The 21,425-nt window shown below is 72.0% G+C and carries 19 protein-coding genes and 1 tRNA gene; 7 read left to right on the top strand and 13 right to left on the bottom strand.

Translation table 11 applies throughout. The annotated features are described in order from the left end of the window. Positions 1–347: 347 nt before the first annotated feature. The 7 genes from rho to AB5J51_RS14425 form a co-directional block, all read right to left on the bottom strand. Complete coding sequence (gene rho, locus AB5J51_RS14395) at positions 348–2,438, bottom strand: transcription termination factor Rho (RefSeq protein WP_369777832.1); 2,091 nt, start codon at positions 2,436–2,438, stop codon at positions 348–350. Positions 2,439–2,860: 422 nt separating this feature from the next. After that, complete coding sequence (gene thrB, locus AB5J51_RS14400) at positions 2,861–3,787, bottom strand: homoserine kinase (RefSeq protein WP_030295292.1); 927 nt, start codon at positions 3,785–3,787, stop codon at positions 2,861–2,863. Positions 3,788–4,108: 321 nt separating this feature from the next. Further along, a complete protein-coding gene (gene thrC, locus AB5J51_RS14405; RefSeq protein WP_053784688.1) occupies positions 4,109–5,179 on the bottom strand; it encodes a threonine synthase in 1,071 nt (356 codons plus the stop codon). Between the two features lie 6 nt (positions 5,180–5,185). Beyond that, complete coding sequence (locus tag AB5J51_RS14410; protein ID WP_053784687.1) at positions 5,186–6,478, bottom strand: homoserine dehydrogenase; 1,293 nt, start codon at positions 6,476–6,478, stop codon at positions 5,186–5,188. A 125-nt stretch (positions 6,479–6,603) separates the two neighbouring features. After that, positions 6,604–7,995, bottom strand: coding sequence for a diaminopimelate decarboxylase (gene lysA / locus AB5J51_RS14415; protein ID WP_369777833.1), 1,392 nt, complete (start codon positions 7,993–7,995; stop codon positions 6,604–6,606). Between the two features lie 19 nt (positions 7,996–8,014). Next, entirely contained in the window at positions 8,015–9,016 is a 1,002-nt protein-coding gene (gene nrtL / locus AB5J51_RS14420; protein ID WP_136224959.1) for an ArgS-related anticodon-binding protein NrtL, read from the bottom strand. Between the two features lie 68 nt (positions 9,017–9,084). Beyond that, on the bottom strand, positions 9,085–9,561 hold the full coding sequence (locus AB5J51_RS14425; protein WP_369777834.1) for a response regulator: 477 nt from the start codon (positions 9,559–9,561) through the stop codon (positions 9,085–9,087). A 99-nt stretch (positions 9,562–9,660) separates the two neighbouring features. Here AB5J51_RS14425 and AB5J51_RS14430 point away from each other — a divergent pair. The 3 genes from AB5J51_RS14430 (at position 9,661) to AB5J51_RS14440 (ending at position 12,042) form a co-directional block, all read left to right on the top strand. Then, a tRNA-Arg gene (locus AB5J51_RS14430) sits at positions 9,661–9,732 on the top strand. Between the two features lie 583 nt (positions 9,733–10,315). Next, on the top strand, positions 10,316–10,771 hold the full coding sequence (locus AB5J51_RS14435; RefSeq protein WP_369777835.1) for a tetratricopeptide repeat protein: 456 nt from the start codon (positions 10,316–10,318) through the stop codon (positions 10,769–10,771). Next, positions 10,768–12,042: a glycosyltransferase gene (locus AB5J51_RS14440; RefSeq protein WP_369777836.1), complete on the top strand. Its 1,275-nt coding sequence runs from the start codon at positions 10,768–10,770 to the stop codon at positions 12,040–12,042. The genes AB5J51_RS14435 and AB5J51_RS14440 overlap by 4 nt, the downstream gene beginning before the upstream one ends. A gap of 68 nt (positions 12,043–12,110) precedes the next feature. On the opposite strand, the gene AB5J51_RS14445 is transcribed toward AB5J51_RS14440, so the two are convergent. Further along, complete coding sequence (locus AB5J51_RS14445) at positions 12,111–12,743, bottom strand: hypothetical protein (RefSeq protein ID WP_369777837.1); 633 nt, start codon at positions 12,741–12,743, stop codon at positions 12,111–12,113. Positions 12,744–13,016: 273 nt separating this feature from the next. Continuing rightward, the gene (locus AB5J51_RS14450) at positions 13,017–14,282 is read right to left on the bottom strand and encodes an alpha/beta family hydrolase (protein WP_369777838.1); all 1,266 of its coding nucleotides are present in this window, start codon (positions 14,280–14,282) and stop codon (positions 13,017–13,019) included. 250 nt (positions 14,283–14,532) lie between these two features. Between AB5J51_RS14450 and AB5J51_RS14455 the strand changes: the two genes are divergently transcribed. Next, a complete protein-coding gene (locus AB5J51_RS14455; RefSeq protein ID WP_369777839.1) occupies positions 14,533–15,513 on the top strand; it encodes an XdhC family protein in 981 nt (326 codons plus the stop codon). 34 nt (positions 15,514–15,547) lie between these two features. Here AB5J51_RS14455 and AB5J51_RS14460 read toward each other — a convergent pair whose 3' ends face one another. After that, positions 15,548–15,871, bottom strand: a complete 324-nt coding sequence (locus AB5J51_RS14460; protein WP_136224954.1) for a plasmid stabilization protein — start codon at positions 15,869–15,871, stop codon at positions 15,548–15,550. A gap of 140 nt (positions 15,872–16,011) precedes the next feature. Here AB5J51_RS14460 and AB5J51_RS14465 point away from each other — a divergent pair, with 140 nt between their 5' ends. Continuing rightward, positions 16,012–16,413, top strand: coding sequence for a DUF6479 family protein (locus tag AB5J51_RS14465; RefSeq protein ID WP_053784677.1), 402 nt, complete (start codon positions 16,012–16,014; stop codon positions 16,411–16,413). A gap of 94 nt (positions 16,414–16,507) precedes the next feature. On the opposite strand, the gene AB5J51_RS14470 is transcribed toward AB5J51_RS14465, so the two are convergent. Continuing rightward, a complete protein-coding gene (locus tag AB5J51_RS14470) occupies positions 16,508–17,422 on the bottom strand; it encodes a hypothetical protein (protein WP_053784800.1) in 915 nt (304 codons plus the stop codon). Continuing rightward, positions 17,422–18,321 (bottom strand): non-homologous end-joining DNA ligase, encoded by a 900-nt coding sequence (gene ligD / locus AB5J51_RS14475; protein ID WP_369777840.1) that lies wholly within the window; start codon positions 18,319–18,321, stop codon positions 17,422–17,424. Before ligD ends, AB5J51_RS14470 begins: the two co-directional genes overlap by 1 nt. Positions 18,322–18,352: 31 nt before the next feature. Between ligD and AB5J51_RS14480 the strand changes: the two genes are divergently transcribed. Further along, positions 18,353–19,447: a Ku protein gene (locus AB5J51_RS14480; RefSeq protein ID WP_136224952.1), complete on the top strand. Its 1,095-nt coding sequence runs from the start codon at positions 18,353–18,355 to the stop codon at positions 19,445–19,447. Between the two features lie 206 nt (positions 19,448–19,653). Here AB5J51_RS14480 and AB5J51_RS14485 read toward each other — a convergent pair whose 3' ends face one another. Then, a complete protein-coding gene (locus AB5J51_RS14485) occupies positions 19,654–20,538 on the bottom strand; it encodes a nuclease-related domain-containing protein (RefSeq protein WP_369777841.1) in 885 nt (294 codons plus the stop codon). Positions 20,539–20,720: 182 nt separating this feature from the next. Between AB5J51_RS14485 and AB5J51_RS14490 the strand changes: the two genes are divergently transcribed. Beyond that, on the top strand, positions 20,721–21,323 hold the full coding sequence (locus AB5J51_RS14490; protein WP_369777842.1) for a hypothetical protein: 603 nt from the start codon (positions 20,721–20,723) through the stop codon (positions 21,321–21,323). The last annotated feature ends 102 nt before the right edge of the window (positions 21,324–21,425 follow it).

Raw genomic sequence — 21,425 nt, forward strand, 5'->3', positions numbered from 1 at the left:
TCCTCAGTCCTCAATGCGTTCCCGGCCGTGTGTCCGGCCCAGGGGTTTGCCCGCACTGCCCTCTGACACAGACGGCCGAACGCGGTCCAGGGTTCCACGGCCGGCGCGGGCCCCGTGCCAGGTGCACCGCGGTGGCCGGGGCGGGAGCAGCGCGCCGCCGCGCCGCGCCCACCTGCGGTTTCCCGGGGGGACGCACGGCGCGGCTGCGAGGTTCACGAAAACCGCGAGTGTGGCGAAGCTCGCACCTGAGGAAAACGCGAGAAAATGCCCGAAAACCGCTGAAAACACGGGACCGCCCCCACCGCGTGTGCGGTGGGGGCGGTCTCGGTGATGCGGTGCGGCGACGGTCAGTCGTCGTTCTTGCCGGACGGGGTCGTCTTGGCGATCTGCATCAGGAACTCGGCGTTCGACTTCGTCTGCTTCATCTTGTCGAGCAGGAGCTCGATGGCCTGCTGCGAGTCGAGCGCGTGCAGCACCCGGCGCAGCTTCCAGACGATGGCGAGCTCCTCGCTGTTGAGGAGGATCTCCTCCTTGCGGGTGCCCGACGGGTCGACGTCGACGGCCGGGAAGATGCGCTTGTCGGCGAGCTTCCGGTCGAGCTTGAGCTCCATGTTGCCGGTGCCCTTGAACTCCTCGAAGATCACCTCGTCCATGCGCGAGCCGGTGTCGACCAGCGCGGTGGCCAGGATGGTCAGCGAGCCGCCGTCCTCGATGTTGCGCGCGGCACCGAAGAAGCGCTTCGGCGGGTACAGCGCGGTCGAGTCGACACCACCGGACAGGATGCGGCCGGAGGCGGGCGCCGCGAGGTTGTACGCGCGGCCCAGACGGGTGATGGAGTCCAGCAGGACGACCACGTCGTGACCCAGCTCGACGAGGCGCTTGGCGCGCTCGATGGCCAGCTCGGCGACGGTGGTGTGGTCCTCCGCGGGGCGGTCGAAGGTCGAGGAGATGACCTCGCCCTTGACCGACCGCTGCATGTCGGTGACCTCTTCCGGACGCTCGTCGACCAGGACGACCATCAGGTGGCACTCGGGGTTGTTCGTGGTGATCGCGTTGGCGATCGCCTGCATGATCATGGTCTTGCCGGTCTTCGGCGGGGCCACGATCAGGCCTCGCTGGCCCTTTCCGATCGGCGACACGAGGTCGATGATGCGGGTCGTCAGCACGCCCGGGTCGGTCTCCAGACGGAGCCGGTCCTGGGGGTACAGCGGGGTCAGCTTCTGGAACTCCGGTCGGCCGCGGCCGGATTCGGGCGCCATGCCGTTCACGGAGTCCAGACGCACGAGGGCGTTGAACTTCTCGCGGCGCTCGCCGTCCTTGGGCTGGCGCACGGCACCGGTGGTGTGGTCGCCCTTGCGCAGACCCGCCTTGCGGACCTGGGCGAGGGAGACGTACACGTCGTTGGGGCCGGGCAGGTAGCCCGAGGTCCGGATGAACGCGTAGTTGTCGAGGATGTCCAGGATGCCCGCGACGGGGATCAGGACGTCGTCGTCGGCGACCTGCGGCTCGTTCGGCGCGAACTCGTCGCGGCCACGACGGCCCCGGCGGTCGCGGTAGCGGCCGCGACGGCCACGGCGACCGCCTTCATCGTCGAAGTCGTCCTGCGGGCCGTTGTCCTGGGGGCCCTGACGGTCCTGACGGCCCTGCTGCTGACGGTCCTGACGGCCGCCCTGCTGCTGGCGGTCCTGACGGTCCGCACGGCCGCCGCCCTGGCCGCCCTGACCCTGGCCCTGGCCCTGGCCCTGGGCACCCTGGCCCGGCTCGTCGGTCTTGGCACCGCGGTCACGGCGGTCGCGCCGGCCGTCGCCGCGCTCGGCACGGTCCCCGCGGTCGCGGCGGTCGCGCCGGCCGCGGCCCTCGCCCTCCTGGGCGGGCGCGGAGACGGCGGTCGCGGCCTCGGCCTTGACCTCGGCGGGCGCGGTGGCGGTGGTGGTGGCGGTCTCGGTCTTCGCCTCGACCTGCACGGCGGCGGGGGCCGCGGTCTCCGGGCTGCCGGAGGGGGCCGTGGCCCGACGGCGGCGGCGCTCGCCGACCGGCGCGTCGTCGCTGGCCGGCTGGCCCGGGATCTCGATCTGCGCCTGCGCGGCAGGCTTCTCGGCGGGCGCCTCGGCGGCGGCCTCACCCGTACGGGCCTTGCTGGTGGCGCGGCGCTTCGGCTTGGCCTCGGCGGCGTCGGCGGCGGGAGCCGCGGCCTTGGGGGCACCACTGCCCGCCTGCGCCTCCTTGATGACCTCGATCAGCTGGCTCTTGCGCATCCGCGCGGTGCCCCTGATGCCGAGGCCCGACGCGACCTGCTGCAGCTCGGCCAGGACCATGCCCTCGAGGCCGGTGCCGGAGCGGCGCCGCCGTCCGGCAGTGGTCGCCGCGGCGCCCGCGGCGGGGGCACTGGTGTCGACATTGGTGTCGGCAGCGCCCATCAGATCGGTGGTGTCGCTCACGAAGGGTCCTTCCCTGGAGCGGACGTCGGCCTGTCTGGCTCGGCGACCGGTTGTGCTGTCCGACAACGGTCCTAGGTGTAGACCGTGCCGGGGCGGTGGTCCGCCGATAGAGATACGGCGGAGAGAACGTGCATGGGTGGTTCCGGCGAGAAGCCCCCGAGCTGGAAGCGTGGGAATGTCACGCCGATTCCGGAGCGTGCTCGAAACTGCTGGAAGCGATCAAAGCAGTCGGGGAGGCTCCCGGAAGAAAGGTGGTCCCGAATGGGGACACTGAGCACCGAGCCATGGCGGCTTCGGCTGCACACTTGAGAGTAACACTACCGGATCCAACAGATATTCCCCCTCTCAATCACCGGCAATCGCGCCTTCCGCGCGGGCGGCCTGCCCTGACCGCCCGCCCCTGGCGGGTATGCCCATACGGCCTAGCCGCCCTGGGTGCCCAGCGGAAGTACGCTCGCGCCCGCGGCGTCGAGGGCGAGCCGGTTCGCCGCCCATCCCTCGCCCGCGAGCTGCGCGACCTTGTCGGCCGCGCCGTTGTCGACCAGCGCGAGGACCGTGGGGCCCGCGCCGGAGATGACCGCGGGGATGCCGTCCGCCCGCAGCCGGTTGACGAGTGCCACGCTCTCGGGCATCGCCGGGGACCGGTACTCCTGGTGGAGCCGGTCTTCGGTGGCCGGCAGCAGCAACTCGGGACGCCTGGTCAGGGCTTCGACGAGCAGGGCTGCACGACCTGCGTTGACGGCCGCGTCCACGTGCGGGACGTTGCGCGGCAGCAGGCCGCGCGCGGTCTCCGTCAGGACCGGCTTGGAGGGGACGAAGACCACCGGAACGATGGAATCGGCGGGCTCCATACGGATCGCCTTGGCGCTGCCGCCGTCCATCCAGGCGAGGGTGAAACCGCCGAGGAGACAGGCGGCGACGTTGTCGGGGTGGCCCTCGATCTCGGTGGCGAGTTCGAGCAGGGCCGCGTCGTCGAGCTTGGCCTCTCCGCCTATGGTCACGGCGCGGGCGGCGACGATCCCGGCGCAGATGGCGGCCGAGGAGGACCCGAGGCCGCGGCCGTGCGGGATGCGGTTGGCGCAGACGACCTCGAGGCCGCGCGGCTGCCCGCCCAGCAGGTCGAAGGCGGTGCGCATGGAGCGTACGAGCAGGTGGCTCTCGTCCCGCGGGAGGGTGTCGGCGCCCTCGCCCGCGATGTCGATGTTCAGGCCGGAGTCGGCCACCCGGACGACTACGTCGTCGTAGAGCCCCAGGGCCAGGCCGAGGGCGTCGAAGCCCGGGCCGAGGTTGGCACTGCTGGCGGGGACGCGCACCCGTACGGCGGCGGCGCGGAACGCTGGACCGGCCATCGTCCGATGACACTCCTTGTGACTGTGCGAGACGAGATCTTCGCTGGCTCGCTGCGAATGTACTGGAGAACGTACGACACCCGAAGGCCCTCTGGGCAGCACCACGGTCATATGCGCGGTGGCGGATGTAAGTACAGCGTATCGAAGGAAGGTTCTCTCGCGACATAGGGCGCACAGGAGGCGCACGATGCGTGTCGGTGTCTTCCGGTGGATTCCGCCGGCTGCCGTTCACTTTTGTGCCGTACGACCTGAGTTGCCGGGTTCCGGAGGCGTTCCGGAACCCGGCAACTCAGGGTGCTGCCACGGGGTGGTCGGACCGGGTCAGACCAGGCCGAGGCGGACGGCCGCCGCTTCGGCGTCGACCGGGACGGTGACCGGCTGCGGGGCGCCGGCGACGGCCCAGTCGGGGTCCTTGAGTCCGTTTCCGGTGACGGTGCATACGATCGTCTGGCCGGGGTCGACCAGGCCCAGCTCGGCGGCCTTGAGCAGGCCGGCCACGGACGCGGCCGAGGCGGGCTCGACGAAGACGCCCTCCTGCGCGGCCAACAGGCGGTAGGCGGCCAGGATCTGGCGGTCCGTCACCTCGTCGATGAAGCCGCCCGACTCGTCGCGCGCGGCGAGCGCGTAGTCCCACGAGGCCGGGTTGCCGATGCGGATCGCGGTTGCGATGGTGTGCGGTTCCTTGACGATCTCGCCGCGCACGATCGGCGCGGAACCGGAGGCCTGGAAACCCCACACGCGGGGCGTACGGGAGGCCAGTCCGTCGGCCTTGTACTCCTTGAAGCCCTTCCAGTACGCGGTGATGTTGCCGGCGTTGCCGACGGGCAGCACGTGGATGTCGGGGGCGTCGCCGAGCGCGTCGACGATCTCGAACGCGGCGGTCTTCTGGCCCTCGATGCGCACCGGGTTGACGGAATTGACCAGCGCGACCGGGTAGTTGTCGGACAGCGCGCGCGCCAGGTCCAGGCAGTCGTCGAAGTTGCCGTCCACCTGGAGGATCTTGGCGCCGTGCACGAGGGCCTGGCCCATCTTGCCGAGCGCGATCTTGCCGCGGGGCACGAGGACGGCCGAGACCATCCCGGCGCGCACCGCGTACGCGGCGGCGGAGGCCGAGGTGTTGCCCGTGGAGGCGCAGATGACGGCCTTGGCGCCGTCCTCCTTGGCCTTGGTGATGGCCATGGTCATGCCGCGGTCCTTGAAGGACCCGGTGGGGTTCGCGCCCTCGACCTTCAGGTGCACCTCGCAGCCGGTGCGCTCGGAGAGCACCTGCGCGGGGACGAGGGGAGTGCCGCCCTCGCGGAGCGTGACCACGGGAGTCGTGTCCGTCACCGGCAGGCGGTCCCGGTACTCCTCGATGATGCCGCGCCACTGGTGGGTGCGATTGCTGCTCATGGGTCCTTACTCCCCTTCAACACGCATGATGCTGGCGACACCGCGCACGGTGTCCAGCTTCCGCAGCGCCTCGACGGTCCCGGAGAGGGCGGCGTCGGGTGCGCGGTGGGTGACGACGACGAGGGAGGCCTCGCCGTCCTTGCCCTGCTGGCGGACGGTGTCGATCGAGACACCGTGCTCCGCGAACGTCGTCGCCACCTGGGCGAGGACGCCCGGCTTGTCGGCCACATCGAGGCTGATGTGGTACCGCGTGACGACGTCGCCCATGGGGCTGACCGGCAGCTGGGTGTACGCCGACTCGCCGGGCCCCGTTGCCTCGGCGAGCTTGTTGCGGCAGACGGCGACGAGGTCGCCCAGGACCGCCGAGGCGGTCGGAGAACCGCCCGCGCCGGGCCCGTAGAACATGAGCCGCCCGGCGGCCTCCGCCTCGACGAAGACGGCGTTGTACGCCTCGCGCACGGACGCCAGCGGGTGGCTGAGCGGGATCATCGCCGGGTGCACTCGAGCGGTGACGGACTGCCCGTCCGCGGCGCGCTCCAGGATCGCGAGGAGCTTGATGGTGCAGCCCATGCGCTTGGCGGAGGCGAAGTCCGCGGCGCTGACCTCGGTCATCCCCTCGCGGTAGACGTCGTCGAGACGGACCCGGGTGTGGAACGCGATGCCGGCCAGGATCGCGGCCTTGGCGGCGGCGTCGTAGCCCTCGACGTCGGCGGTCGGGTCGGCCTCGGCGTACCCGAGGGCGGTGGCCTCGTCGAGCGCCTCCTGGTACCCGGCGCCCGTGGAGTCCATCTTGTCGAGGATGAAGTTCGTCGTGCCGTTGACGATGCCCATCACCCGGTTGATCTTGTCGCCCGCGAGGGACTCTCGCATCGGGCGGACCAGCGGGATGGCGCCGGCGACGGCGGCCTCGTAGTACAGGTCCAGCCCGTGCTGCTGGGCCGCGGCGTGCAGGGCGGCACCGTCCTGGGCGAGCAGCGCCTTGTTCGCCGAGACGACGGAGATGCCGTGCTCGAAGGCGGTGGTGATGAGGGTGCGGGCGGGCTCGATGCCGCCGATGACCTCGATGGCGACGTCGATGTCGCCGCGTTTGAGGAGGGCGGTCGCATCGGTGGTAACCAGCGCCGGGTCGATGCCCTCGCGCACCTTGGAGGGGCGGCGCACGGCCACGCCGGCGAGCTCGACGGGCGCACCGATCCTGGCCGTCAGGTCGTCGGCGTGCGTCGTCATGATGCGCGCCACCTCTGAGCCGACCACTCCACAGCCCAGCAGCGCCACCTTCAGCGGACGCGTACGCATCATTCGACCTACGCCTTTCGATCTTCCATCACCACCCGGCGCGCCGGATTGCGCGCCAGGTCTGAACCAGTCTCACTCAATGGACAACACTTTCCACCCTCGGTCCATTGGGTGAGATGCCTATTTCATCATCCGAGGTCGAGACGCAGGAGATCTTCCTCCGTCTCCCGCCGGACGATCACTCGAGCCTCCCCGTCGCGCACGGCCACGACCGGCGGGCGGAGCGCGTGGTTGTAGTTGCTGGCCATGGAGCGGCAGTAGGCCCCGGTGGCGGGTACGGCGAGGAGGTCCCCCGGGGCCAGGTCGGCCGGCAGGAAGGCGTCCTTCACCACGATGTCACCGCTCTCGCAGTGCTTGCCGACGACGCGGACGAGCATGGGCTCGGCGTCGGAGACGCGGGAGACGAGGGTGACGGAGTACTCGGCGTCGTAGAGGGCGGTGCGGATGTTGTCGGACATGCCGCCGTCGACGGAGACGTACGTACGGAGCCCCTCGAGCGGCTTGACCGTGCCGACCTCGTACAGCGTGAAGGCGGTGGGCCCGACGATGGCCCGGCCGGGCTCGACGGAGATGCGGGGCGCGCGCAGCCCGGCGGACTCGCATTCGCGGGCGACGATCTCGTGCAGGGCCTTGGCGATCTCGTGGGGCTCGCGCGGGTCGTCGGAGGAGGTGTACGCGATGCCGAGGCCGCCGCCGAGGTCGATCTCGGGCAGCTCGACGCCGTGCTCGTCGCGTACGGCGGCCAGCAGCTGCACCACCCGCTTGGCGGACACCTCGAAGCCGGCCATGTCGAAGATCTGCGAGCCGATGTGGGAGTGGACGCCGAGCAGCTCGAGGCTGTCGTGCCCGAGCGCGCGCCGGACGGCCTCCGCGGCGGCGCCGTCGGCGACGGCGATGCCGAACTTCTGGTCCTCGTGCGCGGTCGCGATGAACTCGTGCGTGTGCGCCTCGACGCCGACGGTCACGCGGATCTGGACGGGCTGGCGCACGCCGAGCTCACGCGCGATGTGCGCGACTCGAGCGATCTCCTGGAAGGAGTCGAGGACGATGCGACCGACCCGGGCCTCGACGGCCCGGGTGATCTCCCGGGCGGACTTGTTGTTGCCGTGGAAGGCGATCCGCTCGGCGGGCATCCCGGCGGCGAGGGCGGTGGCCAGCTCCCCGCCGGAACACACGTCGAGGTTCAGCCCCTCTTCCCGCAGCCACTTCACGACGGCCTTGGAGAGGAACGCCTTGCCGGCGTAGAAGACGTCGGCGTCCGGCCCGAAGGCGTGCGCCCAGGCCCGGCACCGGGCCCGGAAGTCCTCCTCGTCGAGGAAGTAGGCGGGCGTCCCGAACTCCTCCGCGAGGGTGGTGACGGGGATGCCGCCCACCGTCACGACACCGTCGGGGTTCCGTCCCACGGTCCGGGCCCAGACCTTCTCGTCGAGCGCGTTGAGGTCGGCGGGCGGCGGGGAGTAGTGCCCCTCGGGCAGGACGTCGGCGTGGCGGGGCCCGGCGGGGTGGGCGGAACGGCTCATCGGTATCTCTCTTCGCAGATCACAGGCAGTCAGGTGCGTCTATGCCGAGCAGGGCCAGGCCACCGGCCAGCACCGTCCCGGCGGCTTCGGCAAGGGCCAGCCGGGCACGGTGGGCGGCCGAGGGTTTCTCGTCGCCCTTGGGCAGGACGCCGTACTGGAAATCGAGCAGCTCGCCGGCCAGCTCGACGAGGTGCCGGGTGAGCCGCTCGGGCGCGCGGTGGTGCGCGGCGGCCTCCAGGACGAGGTCGTGGTCGGCGAGGAGGCGCAGCAGGGCGGGCGCGTCGACGTCGCCCGGCTCGGGGTGGAAGCCCAGTTGACCGGCGTTCCGTACCAGGGCCCGGCTGCGCGCGTGGGCGTATCGCACGCGGAAGAACTCGCTGGCCTCCCCCTGCACGAGCAGGGTGTCGGAGAAGGCCGGGGTCTCCCGGGCGGGCACGGCGAGCATCGCCCAGTGGGCGGCGTCGCGGCCGTAACGGGCGACGACGTCGCCGTCCCGCTTGGCGAGGGGCGCGACGGGCAGGTCCCCGGGCCGGTCCTGCGGCAGGTCGCGCCCGGCGCCGCCCCGGGCGCACACGAGCCGCAGGACACTGCACCGCACGACGCACTCGCGCAGCCCCGTCCCGGTCTCGTCGGCGGGGGCGGGAACCGGGGCGGCGAACATGGCCCCGCCCCGTACGTCCCGGATCACGATGTCGCGGACGATGGCGTCCCGGACGACGGCGGGGGCGGAGGGCGGAGGCAGCACGAAGTTGAGGAACCCGGCTCCGGTGACCTCGACGCGCTCGATGCCGGGCTCCGCGCCGAGCCGTCGGGCCAGCACGCCCGCCACGTCCCGGGGCGGGCATCCGGCCGGCTTGGCCACCTGGAAGGCGACGGGGGTCGCGTAGTCCCCCACCCCACCGGGCCGGGTCCGTTCGACGACGACCCGCTCGGGCACACCCGCCTCGGCGGGCAGCTCCCCCTCCTCGACGGCGCAGCGCACGGCGCGTACGACGGTACGGGAGAGGTCGGCGGGGGTCACGGGACCAGCCTAGGCGAGAAGCCCACTCATCCCGCGAAGGGTTTCGCCATGTGAACAGCCGACCGCAGCTACCCTCTCCCCCGGCCCGCGGGGGCTCCCTTCCGCTCCCGCCGGTCCTTGCGCTCGACGAGCCGGCGGACGACCCGTACGAGCTCGGCGGGCTCGAAGGGCTTGGCGAGGAACGCATCCACCCCGGCCTCGATCCCGGCCTCCACCTCGTGCTGCGTAGAGGCGCTCACGATGGCGACGGGCACGTGCCGCGTCCGCGGATCGGCGCGCAGCTGCGCGGCCGTCCCGAACCCGTCCAGCCGGGGCATGACCACATCAAGGGTGATCACGTCGGGGCACACGCGGTGCACGACGTCCAGACACTCGGCACCATCGTTCGCGGTCACTACCTCGAAGCCCTCCAGCTCGAGATTGACCTTGATCAGCTGCCGGATGACCTTGTTGTCGTCGACAACAAGCACCCGGCCCGAGGCGCCTGGCACAACTCGAGAGTAGGTCCGCCTAAGCTTCCGCGTCCGGGTTTTTGCCACTTCCACCCCCTCCGGGCGACCCGCCTCCCCCTCCCCCGGAACTCGTTTCTGATCACCCCACGGAAGCTGGTAGTGTTCAACCCGTCGCCGCAACGCGGACGACGCGCCCCCGTAGCTCAGGGGATAGAGCAACGGCCTCCGGAGCCGTGTGCGCAGGTTCGAATCCTGCCGGGGGCACTTCGCAGGAAGTGCCCGAAGACCCCGCCATCAGCGGCAACGCTGAGGACGGGGTCTTTTTGCGCCTGCCGTCCTGCGGGCGCTTCCCGGGTCCGGGGCCCATGCGCTGCGCCCGGCGCGGGGTCGGCCGGGGCTTGCGTGGGCACGGGGCGGTGCGCGGGACCCCGGCGTGGCCACCGGGTCGGCGAGTGGTGGGTCCAACGGCCTTATCCCAGAAGACAATTCACGGAATTCATTTCGTCGAACCGGTTCCTTCATGCGTACATTCGAGTGGTCTTGCATCCCAATTGCCTGCCATACGGCGGCATCACCCGGGCGGGCTCGTAACGTCGGCGGAAATGATGGGGGTTCGGCCTTCGGCGCTGTCGGGGGCGGTGCCCGCATCTCCGTCCCTCCCGATTCCACGAGATGTGACAGAGTGAAACGAAGGCGATGGTGGGCCGGAATCGCCGGCGTGGCTGCGGTTTGTGCGGGGGTGGCCGTCTGGGCGGTCCAGTCCCATTCGACGGCGGCCCCGGAATCCAAGAGCCCGTCGGTGAACCTGAAGACCCAACAGGCAAATGCACTGCTACAGGGCGCCTTTATGCAGGAGAGCCAGGGCGACTCCGAAGGGGCGGCCCGTACCTTCCGGCGCGTGGTGGACCTGGATCCCCGCAACAAGCTCGGCTGGTACAACCTGGGGGTCATCGCGCAGCAGGACGGCAAGGCGGACGACGCCCTCGCGTCCTACGACAAGGCCCTGAAGATCGACCCGTCGTTCACGTCGGCCCTCTTCAACGAGGCGGTCCTGCTGAAGCCGACCGAGCCCGACCGGGCCGCCGGACTCCTCAGGCGCGCCATCGCCGCCGATCCGAAGGCGGCCACGGCCCATCTGCACCTCGGACTCATCCTGGCGGACCAGGGACGTTCCGACGAGGCCGGCGGGGCGTTCCGTCGCGCCGTCGCGGCCGATCCCTCGCTCCGCTCCCAAGTACCGGAGCAGTTCCGGGAATTCGCAAGCCCCTCACCGACATCGACCCCAGCAGGGAGCACCAGATGACGTCGACCGCGACCCCGAGGTTCTCCGTTTTCACCCCCAGCCACCGGCCTCGTTTCCTCGACGAGTGCCTGGCGACCCTGCAGGCGCAGACGTGTCCGGACTGGGAGTGGGTCGTCCTGCTCAACAACGGCGCCCGGTGGCGGCCGGAGCAGCCGGACGAGAGGGTCCGTGTGGAGATCGCGGACGATCTCCGGGGCGTCGGGGCCGCGAAGCGCAGGGCCTGTGAGCTGGCGCGCGGCGAGATCCTCGTGGAGCTCGACCACGACGACCTGCTGGCGAAGACGTGTCTGGCCGAGCTCGCCACGGCGTTCGACGAGAACCCCGAGGCCGTCTTCGTCTACAGCAACACCGCGCAGATCACCGAGGACGGGGGCCGGGACGACACGCGGTGGGACGAGGCGTGCGGCTGGAAGTACGAGGAGGTCGACGTCGACGGCCGCACGCTGCTCCAGGCCGTCTCCCTGGCGCCGACCCCGCACAACGTCGCTTACATCTGGTACGCCCCCAACCACGTACGGGCCTTCCGCAAGGACGCCTACGAGCAGGCCTGCGGGTACGACGCCGCCCGCACGGTCCTGGACGACCAGGACCTGATGTGCCGCCTCTTCCATGTGGGCGACTTCCACCACATCAACCGTTGCCTGTACCTCCAGCGGGTGCACCCCGCGAACACCCAGAGCGACCCGGAGATCAACGCGCACATCCAGCGCGAGACGGTCGCCCTGTACGACAAGTACATCGAGGCCAACGCCCTCGCCTGGACCCACCGGCGCGGACTGCTCGCACTGGACCTCGGCGCGGCCCACCGCAAGCCCCCCGGCTACCTCGGCGTCGACCAGCACCCGGGGAAGGGCGTCGACATCGTCGCGACGCTGCCCGGGAAGCTGGACCTGCCGGACGGTTCCGTCGGCCTGATGCGGGCGGTGGACTTCCTCGAGCACGTGCCCGCGAAGGTGCCGCTGATCAACGAGATGTACCGGCTGCTGGCGCCCGGCGGGATGCTCCTCACCATGACGCCCAGCTCGGACGGCCGCGGCGCCTACCAGGACCCGACGCACGTGGCGTACTACAACGAGAACTCGTTCTGGTACTACACGGACGAGCAGTACCGGGCCTTCGTGCCCAGCATCGAGGCCCGGTTCCAGTCGTCGCGGCTGGTCACGTACTTCCCGTCCGACTGGCACTCCAAGAACGACATCTCGTACGTGGTCGCCAACCTCATCGCGATGAAGGAAGGCGCCGCGCGGTGCGGCGGGCCGCTGCTGGTCTAGCCGTGCGCCAACGAAAATGACGGTGCCCCGGGGCCGAAGCCCCGGGGCACCGTCGTTCGGTCAGGGGCTTACGGGGTCGAGTCGACGCACACCACGTAGGCGGACACGTCCTGGTTGGCCGTGATTTCCGCCTGCCACCCGTTGGGCGGGGAGCCGACGGGGCGGCTGGTGCGGATGGTGCCCGTGTTGGTCGTGATTCCGCCGCCGGTGGCGAGGTCGCCCGGGTTGCACGTGGCGATCACGCTGCCGTCGTCGTCGCTGGCGGTGTTGACGTAGGTGACGACCACGCCCCCAGCGCCCTGGGCGCCCTGAGCTCCCTGGGCACCTTGAGCGCCCTGGGCGCCCTGGGCGCCCTGAGCACCCTGAGCACCCGAGCCCTGGGCACCCTGAGCGCCCTGGGCTCCCTGAGCGCCCTGAGCTCCCTGGGCGCCCTGCGGCCCCTGGGCACCCGGCCGGCCCGGGTGGCCCGGCCTGCCCTGCTTGCCCTGCGGGCCCTGCGGGCCACGCTTGTCGTGGTCGCCGCCCGCGACGACGCCGGCCGGGCCGGGCAGGGCCACAGAGCTGTCGGTGGTACCGGACCGGTGGATCGCGTCCGCGATGGCCGTCGTGGTCGGTACGACGTTGAGCGCCACGGCGAGCACACCGGCACCCACCATCGTGGCGGTCTTCAGGCGCGTAGTTCGGGTCGTTCGATGACTCAAGAGAATCTTCCTCACGGACTTGGAGGGTCACGCCGCAAGCGCGCATGGTCTTTGCGCGTCATTCGAATGCGCCGCGCCTCGCCTCTGGCTACGAACGAAGCCATTGTTGGCTCTGAGTCATCAATTCATCACACCATGACGCATGTCTCCGCGAGGATCACCCGGGCGGCCTCAATACGCGGCATTCATGAAGGCCGGCATCTCCGGGAACTCCGGGAACTCCGGCCGGAAAGCGCTGCTGTCCGTCCGACGCATTCCGATTTCGCATGCGGGCTACCGCTGATGAGTGGTGAACCACTGCTCGGCGAGTACGGACACCTCGTGGAGGGCTCCCGGCTCCTCGAAAAGATGGGTGGCGCCCTCGACGATTTCCAGGCGGTTCTCACAGCGCAGCCGGGCCTGCGCCTCGCGGTTGAGGTCGAGGACCAGGGAGTCCTCCGAGCCGACCACGAGCAGGGTCGGGGCGCGGACCGCTGCGAGGTGATGGCCCGCCAGGTCCGGGCGGCCGCCGCGGGAGACCACCGCGTAGACGGGTGAATCCGGGGCCGCCGCGGCGGCCAGGGCCGCTGCTGCGCCCGTGCTCGCGCCGAAGTAGGCGACCGGGACCGAGGTACGGGTTCCGAGCCAGGTGGTGGCCTCGGCGAGGCGGGCGGCCAGGGTCTCGATGTCGAAGACGTTGGCGCGGTTCCCCTCCTCGGCAGGGGTGAGCAGGTCGAACAGCAGGGTGCCCAGGCCGGCCCGGTTCAGGCTCGTCGCCACCTGCCGGTTGCGGGGGCTGTGGCGGCTGCTGCCCGAGCCGTGCGCGAAGACGACCACCGCCTTCGCCGCCGGAGGGAGGGTGAGGTCGCCCGGGAGGCTCAGCCCTGCCGCCGAGACCGCGACCTCCTCCGTCGTGGCGGGCGGTTGCCGGACGGCCTGGGCAAGGAGGGAGACGACCTCCTCGTCCGGGGTCTGGGAGAAGTCCCGGTACCACTGGCCGACCGCGGAGAAGCCCGGCGGCGTGGAGAGGCAGACCACCTCGTCGGCCACCGCGGCCACCCGGGCCAGCGCGTCCGGCGGGGCCACCGGGGCCGCCATGACGACCCGGGTCGCGCCCTGCGCCCGTACCACCTGGCAGGCCGCCGCAGCGGTGGCACCGGTCGCGATGCCGTCGTCCACGACGATCACCGTCCGGCCGTGGAGGTCCTGTTGCGGTCTCCCCGCACGGTAGCGGGCGGCCCGGCGGGTCAGTTCCGCCTGCTCCGCCTGCTCGACTGAGGCGATGTCCTGCGGGCTGATCCGGCCGCGGCGGACGATGTCGTCGCTGATCACGCGTACCCCGCCTTCGCCGATCGCGCCGAACGCCAGCTCGGGCTGGTACGGGACCCCGAGCTTGCGGACGACGATCACGTCGAGGGGGGCGCCGAGGGCGTGCGCCACGTGGAAGGCCACCGGGACCCCGCCCCGGGGCAGCCCCAGGACGACGGGCCCGTCCGCCGCGTACGTCAGCAGCGCCGTTCCGAGTCGTCGTCCTGCGTCGTCGCGGTCTGTGAAGAGCATTCCGGGTCATCCCCAACGTTCTCTGCCGTACTTCGAAACAACGCCTCCCGGCGCCCGCGTGCAAGTCGGCGACGGGTGGTCCGGTCCGGAGGCCCGGTCCGGTGGTCTGTACGAGGGAGGTGGGTCCGGGTCTGTGGGTTTTGGGGGATGGGTAGGGGTGGGGTGCGTGCATAGGTTGGCTGCGAGGCCGCGTTGCGCCGCTGACCTGGCGCTTTGGGGCGGGCTGTGACGACGAGGATGGGGCGGCGCGATGCGTGAGCTGGTGGAGACGGCGCGGCAGTGGGTGGCCGAGGGGCGGGCCGGGTTCCTGGCCCGGCCGGTGGCCGAGCAGGGGTTCGGGCCGCGGGATCCCGCCGGTGCCCTGCTCGTCGATGCGCGGGGGGAGTGCGTCGGGGCCCTGTACCGCGGGGTCTTCGACGCCGAGCTGGTGGCGGAGGCGGGAGCCATGGCCGCCGGGACCACCGCCCGGGTGTGCGACGTCTCAGTGGGGGCGGCCGAGGCGGTCGACGCGAAGCTGACCTGCGGCGGGCGGGCCGAGATCCTGCTGCAGCCGCTGACGGCCGTACCCGCCGAGTGGTGGGACCTGCTCGGGGAGGGCGTCGGGGTGGCGCTCGTGACCCGACTCGACGAGCAGGCGCAGCACGCCGTGAGCGAGGTCGTACGGGCCGTCGACGTGCCCTCCAACGACGCCGAGCGGCGGGCCGGCGAGCTGCTGGCCACGCGCCGGCCGGGGCGGGACGCGCTGTACGGGGAGCACGGGCTGGTGTTCGTGGAGGCGTACCCCTCCGCGCCGTACGTCGTCATCGGCGGGGGCGGCGAGCTCGCCGAGATCATCGAGGCGCAGGCCCTGCTGCTCGGATGGGGCGCCGGACTCGTCGGCACCGTCGCCGAGGCCGAGAAACTGCTGACCGCGCGCCGGGACGCCGCCTGCCTGGTGATGCTGAGCCACGACCCGGAGTTCGACGTGCCGACCGTACGCAGCGCGCTCGCGCTCGGGATCCCGTACGTCGGCACCCTCGGGTCCCGCAAGACCACCGCACGGCGGCGCGAGGGGCTGATCGCCTCCGGGGTGTCCGAAGGGGAACTGGCGCGGGTGCACGGGCCGATCGGGCTGGACCTGGGGGCCCGGACACCCGCGGAGACGGCGCTGGCCATCTGTGCGGAGATCCTGGCCGTGCTCGGGGGCCACGAGGCCCGCGCGCTGCGGGATTCCGACGGGCCGCTGCGCTAGACGGTGTCGGTCCCGCCCCGGGCACGGCCTGGTCTCAGGCGCCGAGGGCGCGCTTGAGCTGCGTCTTGTTCATGTCGGAGCGGCCGCGGATGTTGCGGCGCCTGGCCTCCGCGTAGAGCTGTTCGTACGTCGGCCCCTGCGCGCCCGAGTGGGAGTGCAGGCCGCCGCGCCGGCTGGAGGACATGTCCTCCAGCGACAGCCTGCTCGCGGTCTCGGACTCGCCGGCCCGGGCCCGTTCCTTGTTGACGGTCCGGGCGGCGATCTCCTCGGCCCGCTTCTCGGGCACGCCGCGCTCCTCGGCGCTCTCCTTGATGTGCTCGTACTGGCGTTCTCGTTTGGGTGAAGATCCGCGGGGCATTTTCGTGCTCCTTCCGGGCCTCTCGGGGCGGTCGCCACTGCGCCTGCCCTTGATTCCGCACGGTAGTCGCCCGGTACGCAAATCGGAGGATCTTCCCGGCTTTCGGGTGAAACCAGAACCAGTGCGGGAAACTAGTACGTATGGACATGACCTTGAGTCTGGACCAGACGCTGACCCACATCGCGTGGTTCCTGGTCGTCGGGATCGCCGTGGTCGGCTTCCTGCTCGGCGCGTTCAAGCTGGGCCAGCGGGTCCGGGCCAAAGAGCCCCCGCCGCCGACCGCCGAGAGCCAGCCCCACCTGCCGGACGGCGGCGCGGTCCACGAGGTCCGCGAGGAGCGCGACAGCGTGGAGATCCCCGAGGGCGGCCTGCGCCCGCACGAGATGCAGGGCTACGGCAACTTCGGCTCCACCACCTCCAGCCATCCCGAAGACGTCAGGGCCGAGCGGGAGTCCGGGTACCGGAACCCGCCGCAGTACCCGGGGCCGCAGCAGCCCCCGCACGGCGAGCCTCCGGTGTACAAGCCGAGCGGGAACGCCTGACCCGGCCCGAGGCGTCATGGCACCTCTGACCTGCGCCACCCCACGGCGCAGGTCAGAGGCATGAGAGAGGCCGGTCAGAGGTGTGGGAGCGGGGTCAGGGCTCCGTCCGCAGCCTGAGCACCTCCGGCGGCGGGTGCCGGGCGGTCGAAGGGTGCCGGACCTCCGCCGTCAGCGGCGGGTCGAGCGGGCGGAAGGGGATCTCGCCGAGTCCGATCGCGGTCACCGTGCCCCCGCCCGCCGCGGCTGCGGCCCGCGCCGCCGCGCCCGCCGGGGCTTCGCGTGAGGCCAGCGCCGCCGCCACGTCCGCGCGCAGCGCGGCCGTCAGCGGGCTCGACACCAGCGGGGTCTCGTCCCCGACCGGCAGCACCAGGACCAGCGCGAGGGGGCGGCGCGGCGTGCCGGTGTAGCCGACCACCGCCGCGTCCCGCACCTCCGTGTGCCGCAGCTTCTGCCAGCCGCGCCGGCCCGCCGGGTACGTCTGGTCCAGCCGTTTGACGACCAGGCCCTCGATCCCGCTGGCGGGCAGGGTCTCGTACCAGGTGGCGGCCAGTTCCGGGTCGGTCGTCATCGGGACCGGCTGCAGCGGCGGGCCCAGCGGGAGCAGCAGGTCGACCAGGAGCGCGCGGCGCCGCTCGTAGGTACGCCCGCGCAGGTCCAGCCCGGCCAGTTCCAGCACGTCGAACGCCGCGTACGAGGCTGGCAGGCTCTGGGCGAGCACGGCGGCCCGCGCGGCCGTGGCCGCGGCCCGCCGCTGGACGAGGGCGAAGTCCGTACGGCCCGCGTGCCAGACCACCACCTCCCCGTCGAGGACGGTCCCGGCGGGCAACTGCAGGGCGGCGGAGGCCAGATCGGGGAAGGCCGCGGTCACGATGCGGCCGGATCGCGCCTGCAGCACGACGTCCTCGGCGGTGCGCACCACCACGAGGCGGTGGCCGTCGAACTTGGGCTCGTACGCCAGGCCCGCGCCGCGCGGCAGGGTGCGGACGGTGGCGGCGAGGGCGACGCGGATCACGGCCCGGCCTTCTTCGGCAGCCGGTGGGCCCGGTCGGGGTCGGTCAAGGGCCCGAACAGGTCTCCGTCGCGCTCCAGCCGCGGCGGGATGTCATCGGCGAGGAACACCAGGTCGGAGGGGGTGCGGCAGGCCGCGACCTCCTCCCAGGACACGGGTGCGGAGACGGTCTGCCGGGCCCGCGCCCGCAGCGTGTACGGGGCGGCGGTGGTCTTGGCAGCGGCGTTCTGGCTGTGGTCGACGAAGACCTTGCCCGGGCGCAGGGCCTTGGCCATGCGGTGCAGGACGAGGTCGGGGAGCTCGCGTTCGGCTTCCTGCGCGAGGGCCTTCGCGTACGCCGACACGCGGTCGGACGGGGTCGGCTCGAGGGGGACGGCCAGGTGCATGCCCTTGGAGCCGGAGGTCTTGGCGTACGCGTACAGGCCGTTGGCGGCGAGGCGCTCGCGCAGCCACAGGGCGACGGCACAGCACTCGACGACGGTCGCGGGCGCGCCAGGGTCGAGGTCGATGATCAGCCGGTCGGCGACGGCCGGGCTGCCCGCCGGCCACTGGGGGGTGTGGAACTCGACGACGAGGTTGGCGGCCCACATGAGGGAGGGCAGGTCGGCGATGACCACCTGTTCGGCGGAGAGGTCCTCGGAGCGGGGCACCGGGGTGGTTTTCACCCAGGCGGGTGTGCCGGGCGGCGGGTTCTTCGTGAAGAAGAGCTGGCCGTCCGGGCCGTCGGGATAGCGCAGGAACGACACCGGCCGGTTGTGGATGTGGGCCAGCAGCGAACCCGCGACGGTGGCGTAGTAGTGCAGCACCTCGCCCTTGGTGAATCCGGTCTCGGGGTACAGGACCTTGTCGAGGTTGGAGAGCGGGATGCGACGCCCCTCCACCATGGTGATCGGCGTCATACGATGAGATTGCCATGAAACGGGAGGAACCGTGCGATCCATCTGGAACGGGGCGATCTCCTTCGGCTTGGTCAGCATTCCGATCAAGCTGGTGAACGCCACCGAGAGCCACTCGATCTCCTTTCGCCAGATCCACCTGAGCGACGGCGGACGGATCCGCTACCGCAAGGTGTGCGAGCTGGACGGGGAGGAGGTGGCGACTGCCGAGATCGGCAAGGGGTACGAGGAGGCGGACGGGTCGATCATCCCGATCACGGACGAGGACCTGGCGCAGCTGCCGATCGCGACGGCGAAGACGATCGAGATCGTGTCGTTCGTGCCGGCGGACGAGATCGATCCGCTGCAGATGGACGCGGCGTACTACCTCGCGGCGAACGGGCCGACGGCGGCGAAGCCGTACACGCTGCTGCGGGAGGCGCTGAAGCGGAGCCGGCGGGTCGCGGTCGCCAAGTACGCGCTGCGGGGGCGTGAGCGGCTGGGCATGCTGCGGGTCGTCGACGACGTGATCGCGATGCACGGGCTGCTCTGGCCGGACGAGATCCGGGCGCCGGAGGGGGTGGCCCCGGAGGGGAAGGTGTCGGTTCGGGAGGCCGAACTGGACTTGGCGGACGCGCTGATGGCGACGTTGGGGGAGGTGGAGATGTCCTCGCTGACGGACGAGTACCGGGAGGCCGTGGAGGCGATGATCTCGGCGAAGTCGGAGGGGGCGTTCGAGCCTCCGGCGGAGGCGGAGGTGGAGCCGGCGGGCGGGAAGGTCATCGACCTGATGGCGGCGCTGGAGAAGAGCGTGCGGGCGGCGAAGGAGTCCCGGGGGGAGGCGGGGGCGGCCGGGGCCGCCGAGGTTACGCCGATGCGGCGGAGCGGTGGGAGCGGGAGGAAGGCGGCTGCGGCCGCACCGAAGGCGGTGGGCGGGAAGAAGTCGACCGCGTCGACGGCTGCGGCGAAGAAGACGGCTTCGGGTACGAAGAAGACCACGTCGCGCAAGTCGGCCGCGACGAAGTCCACTTCGAAGACGGCTTCGGCGAAGAAGGCTGCCGGGGGCGGGACTTCGGCGAAGAAGTCGACCGCGGCCGGGGCCGGGGCGTCGGCGAAGAAGGCGGCTCCGCGGAAGCGGACGTCGGCCTGAGGGGCCCTGCGGGGTGGAGCGGAGCCTGCGGCGCCACTCCCCGCCCCGCCCTTCCCCCGTTCCCCGGGGCTCCGCCCCGGACCCCGGTCCTCGAACGCCGGACGGGCTGGAGGGACCGCGCGTGCTGCGCGCCGCTCCGGGGAACCCCGGACCCGCCCTCAGGCGCCGGACGGGCTGGAAGGGCGGGCGGGCCGGGAGGAGCCCCGCTACGCGCCGTTCTTGTCCCGCCGGCCCGCTGGTGCAGTGCGTCGGCTGCTTCGGTGTGGGCCGTGGAGGTGTGGGCCGTGGAGGTGTGGGGGAAGCCAGGTTCGGGTGGTGCGGGCCTGGGTGAAGAGGGCTTCGATGTCCGGGGGTTTGAGGGTGGTCGGGGCCGCAGCGAGGTGCGCCGCCGCCGTCGCCGGTTCGAGGATGCGGATGTCGCGGACCGTCGGGGCCACCTCGATGCGGGAGGCGTCGACCAGCGCCAGCGCCGGGAGCACCGGGGCCGCCAGGGCCCGGGTGGCCGCGGCGGCGCCACGGCGGATCCAGCGCGGGTCCGGGCGCGGCTCGGCGCGGCCCACCGTCAGCAGCAGGTCACCGACGGCCGCGCGCTGCCGGCGGCCCGGGAGCGTCCGGATGCAGAAGATCCCCGCCGGGCCTATGAGCAGGTGGTCGATGCGGCCCAGCCCCGGGAGCGGCACGGAGTGCAGGACCCGCCAGTCGTCCGGCTCGAGGGAGTCGAGGAGGTCGCCCATGCGCTGCTGGGCCGTCAGGTCCTGGCGGAGCCGGTGCCGGGCCCGGCTGCCCGCCGAGCCGTGTTCCAGTTCGCCCAGCAGGGCTTCGCCCGGCCGGTTCGGGGCCAGGTCCTCGTCCGGCAGGAGGGCGAGTCTGCGCAGGTCCGCGGGTGTGGGCACCGGCGGCGGCCCGACCGTGTACGGTCCGGCCAGGTACGGGCGCAACGCCGCCAGGACCGCCTCGCGGTGCTGGTCGGCGAGCACGCTGATCCGGTTGGTCTGCCGGTCGTACCAGGCCACCGCCTGGCCGTCGGGCATGCTGACGTAGAGCCGGCCGCGGCCGGGGCGGCCGCTCGGCAGCACCTTGAGTCCCCGCATGGACCTCACCCCCCGCCGTACATGGGAGCAGCCCGGGCGCCCGGCGGCAATCCCCCGGTGGAGTTCTCGGTCAGGTAACAGGTTCTACGGGATTCCGCCGGGTACCTGTTACACGCCCATCGCCGGACTGACACAGCGGGCTCCTAGGTTTGTCGCATCTGGACCGGACCTAAGGATTTCCCGTGAGCACCGTCAACCGCCGCACTCTCGTACGAGCCGCCGCAGTGACCGTCTGCGCCGGAACCCTCCTCGGGCTGCCCGCCGCGGCCGCCCTCGCCGAAGGGGTGCCCGCCGCTTCGGCCGCGCACTCCGCCGGTGCGCCCCGGACCCTGGTCAAGAGCCTCGCCCTCGCGGACGGCGTGTCCAAGGCGAACGTCTACCGCACCGCCAAGGGCGGCTTCCAGGCTGACATCCTGGCCGCCGACGGCGCCAGGGCGGCCACCCTGACCAGCGGCGACGGCGCCGCCGGCTTCGGCGGCTCCGGCCCGCTGCACGTGGCGCTCCGGCCCGACGGCCGGCTGTCCTCCTGGGTCGGCGACACGGCCGAGACCGGCGCCGGCAGCGGTACGCCCGTCGCCGACGGCCACAAGACCGGCACCCGGGACGGGCGGGTCGTCCAGGCCTCGGCCTCGCATGCCCGCTCGGTCGCCTCCGGGACCCTGGACACGCTGGCCGACGGGCCGGGTGACGGTGTGCTGCTGCTCGCCGCGGGCGGCGGTATCGCGGCCGTGGGCGCCGCCGGGCTCGGCTTCGCCATGCTGCGCCGCGGGCGCACCGAGGGCTGATCCGCCGACGCCCCGAAGATCCCCTCGGAAAACGGGCAAACATCCGCATAAGGTTGCACGGCGCCCCTGGGCGTCGTGCCTGTGGACCCGTTGCAGAGGAGG

It is taken from the genome of Streptomyces sp. R33, assembly GCF_041200175.1.
Classification (GTDB): domain Bacteria; phylum Actinomycetota; class Actinomycetes; order Streptomycetales; family Streptomycetaceae; genus Streptomyces; species Streptomyces katrae_B.

What these genes read in the sequence shown, in the direction of transcription:
- thrB (WP_030295292.1), bottom strand. Translation starts at nt 3,787, where the DNA reads ATGGCCGGTCCAGCGTTCCGCGCCGCCGCCGTACGGGTGCGCGTCCCC.
- thrC (WP_053784688.1), bottom strand. Translation starts at nt 5,179, where the DNA reads ATGAGCAGCAATCGCACCCACCAGTGGCGCGGCATCATCGAGGAGTAC.
- AB5J51_RS14410 (WP_053784687.1), bottom strand. Translation starts at nt 6,478, where the DNA reads ATGATGCGTACGCGTCCGCTGAAGGTGGCGCTGCTGGGCTGTGGAGTG.
- lysA (WP_369777833.1), bottom strand. Translation starts at nt 7,995, where the DNA reads ATGAGCCGTTCCGCCCACCCCGCCGGGCCCCGCCACGCCGACGTCCTG.
- AB5J51_RS14435 (WP_369777835.1), top strand. Translation starts at nt 10,316, where the DNA reads ATGCAGGAGAGCCAGGGCGACTCCGAAGGGGCGGCCCGTACCTTCCGG.
- AB5J51_RS14440 (WP_369777836.1), top strand. Translation starts at nt 10,768, where the DNA reads ATGACGTCGACCGCGACCCCGAGGTTCTCCGTTTTCACCCCCAGCCAC.
- AB5J51_RS14450 (WP_369777838.1), bottom strand. Translation starts at nt 14,282, where the DNA reads ATGCTCTTCACAGACCGCGACGACGCAGGACGACGACTCGGAACGGCG.
- AB5J51_RS14455 (WP_369777839.1), top strand. Translation starts at nt 14,533, where the DNA reads ATGCGTGAGCTGGTGGAGACGGCGCGGCAGTGGGTGGCCGAGGGGCGG.
- AB5J51_RS14460 (WP_136224954.1), bottom strand. Translation starts at nt 15,871, where the DNA reads ATGCCCCGCGGATCTTCACCCAAACGAGAACGCCAGTACGAGCACATC.
- AB5J51_RS14465 (WP_053784677.1), top strand. Translation starts at nt 16,012, where the DNA reads ATGGACATGACCTTGAGTCTGGACCAGACGCTGACCCACATCGCGTGG.
- ligD (WP_369777840.1), bottom strand. Translation starts at nt 18,321, where the DNA reads ATGACGCCGATCACCATGGTGGAGGGGCGTCGCATCCCGCTCTCCAAC.
- AB5J51_RS14485 (WP_369777841.1), bottom strand. Translation starts at nt 20,538, where the DNA reads ATGCGGGGACTCAAGGTGCTGCCGAGCGGCCGCCCCGGCCGCGGCCGG.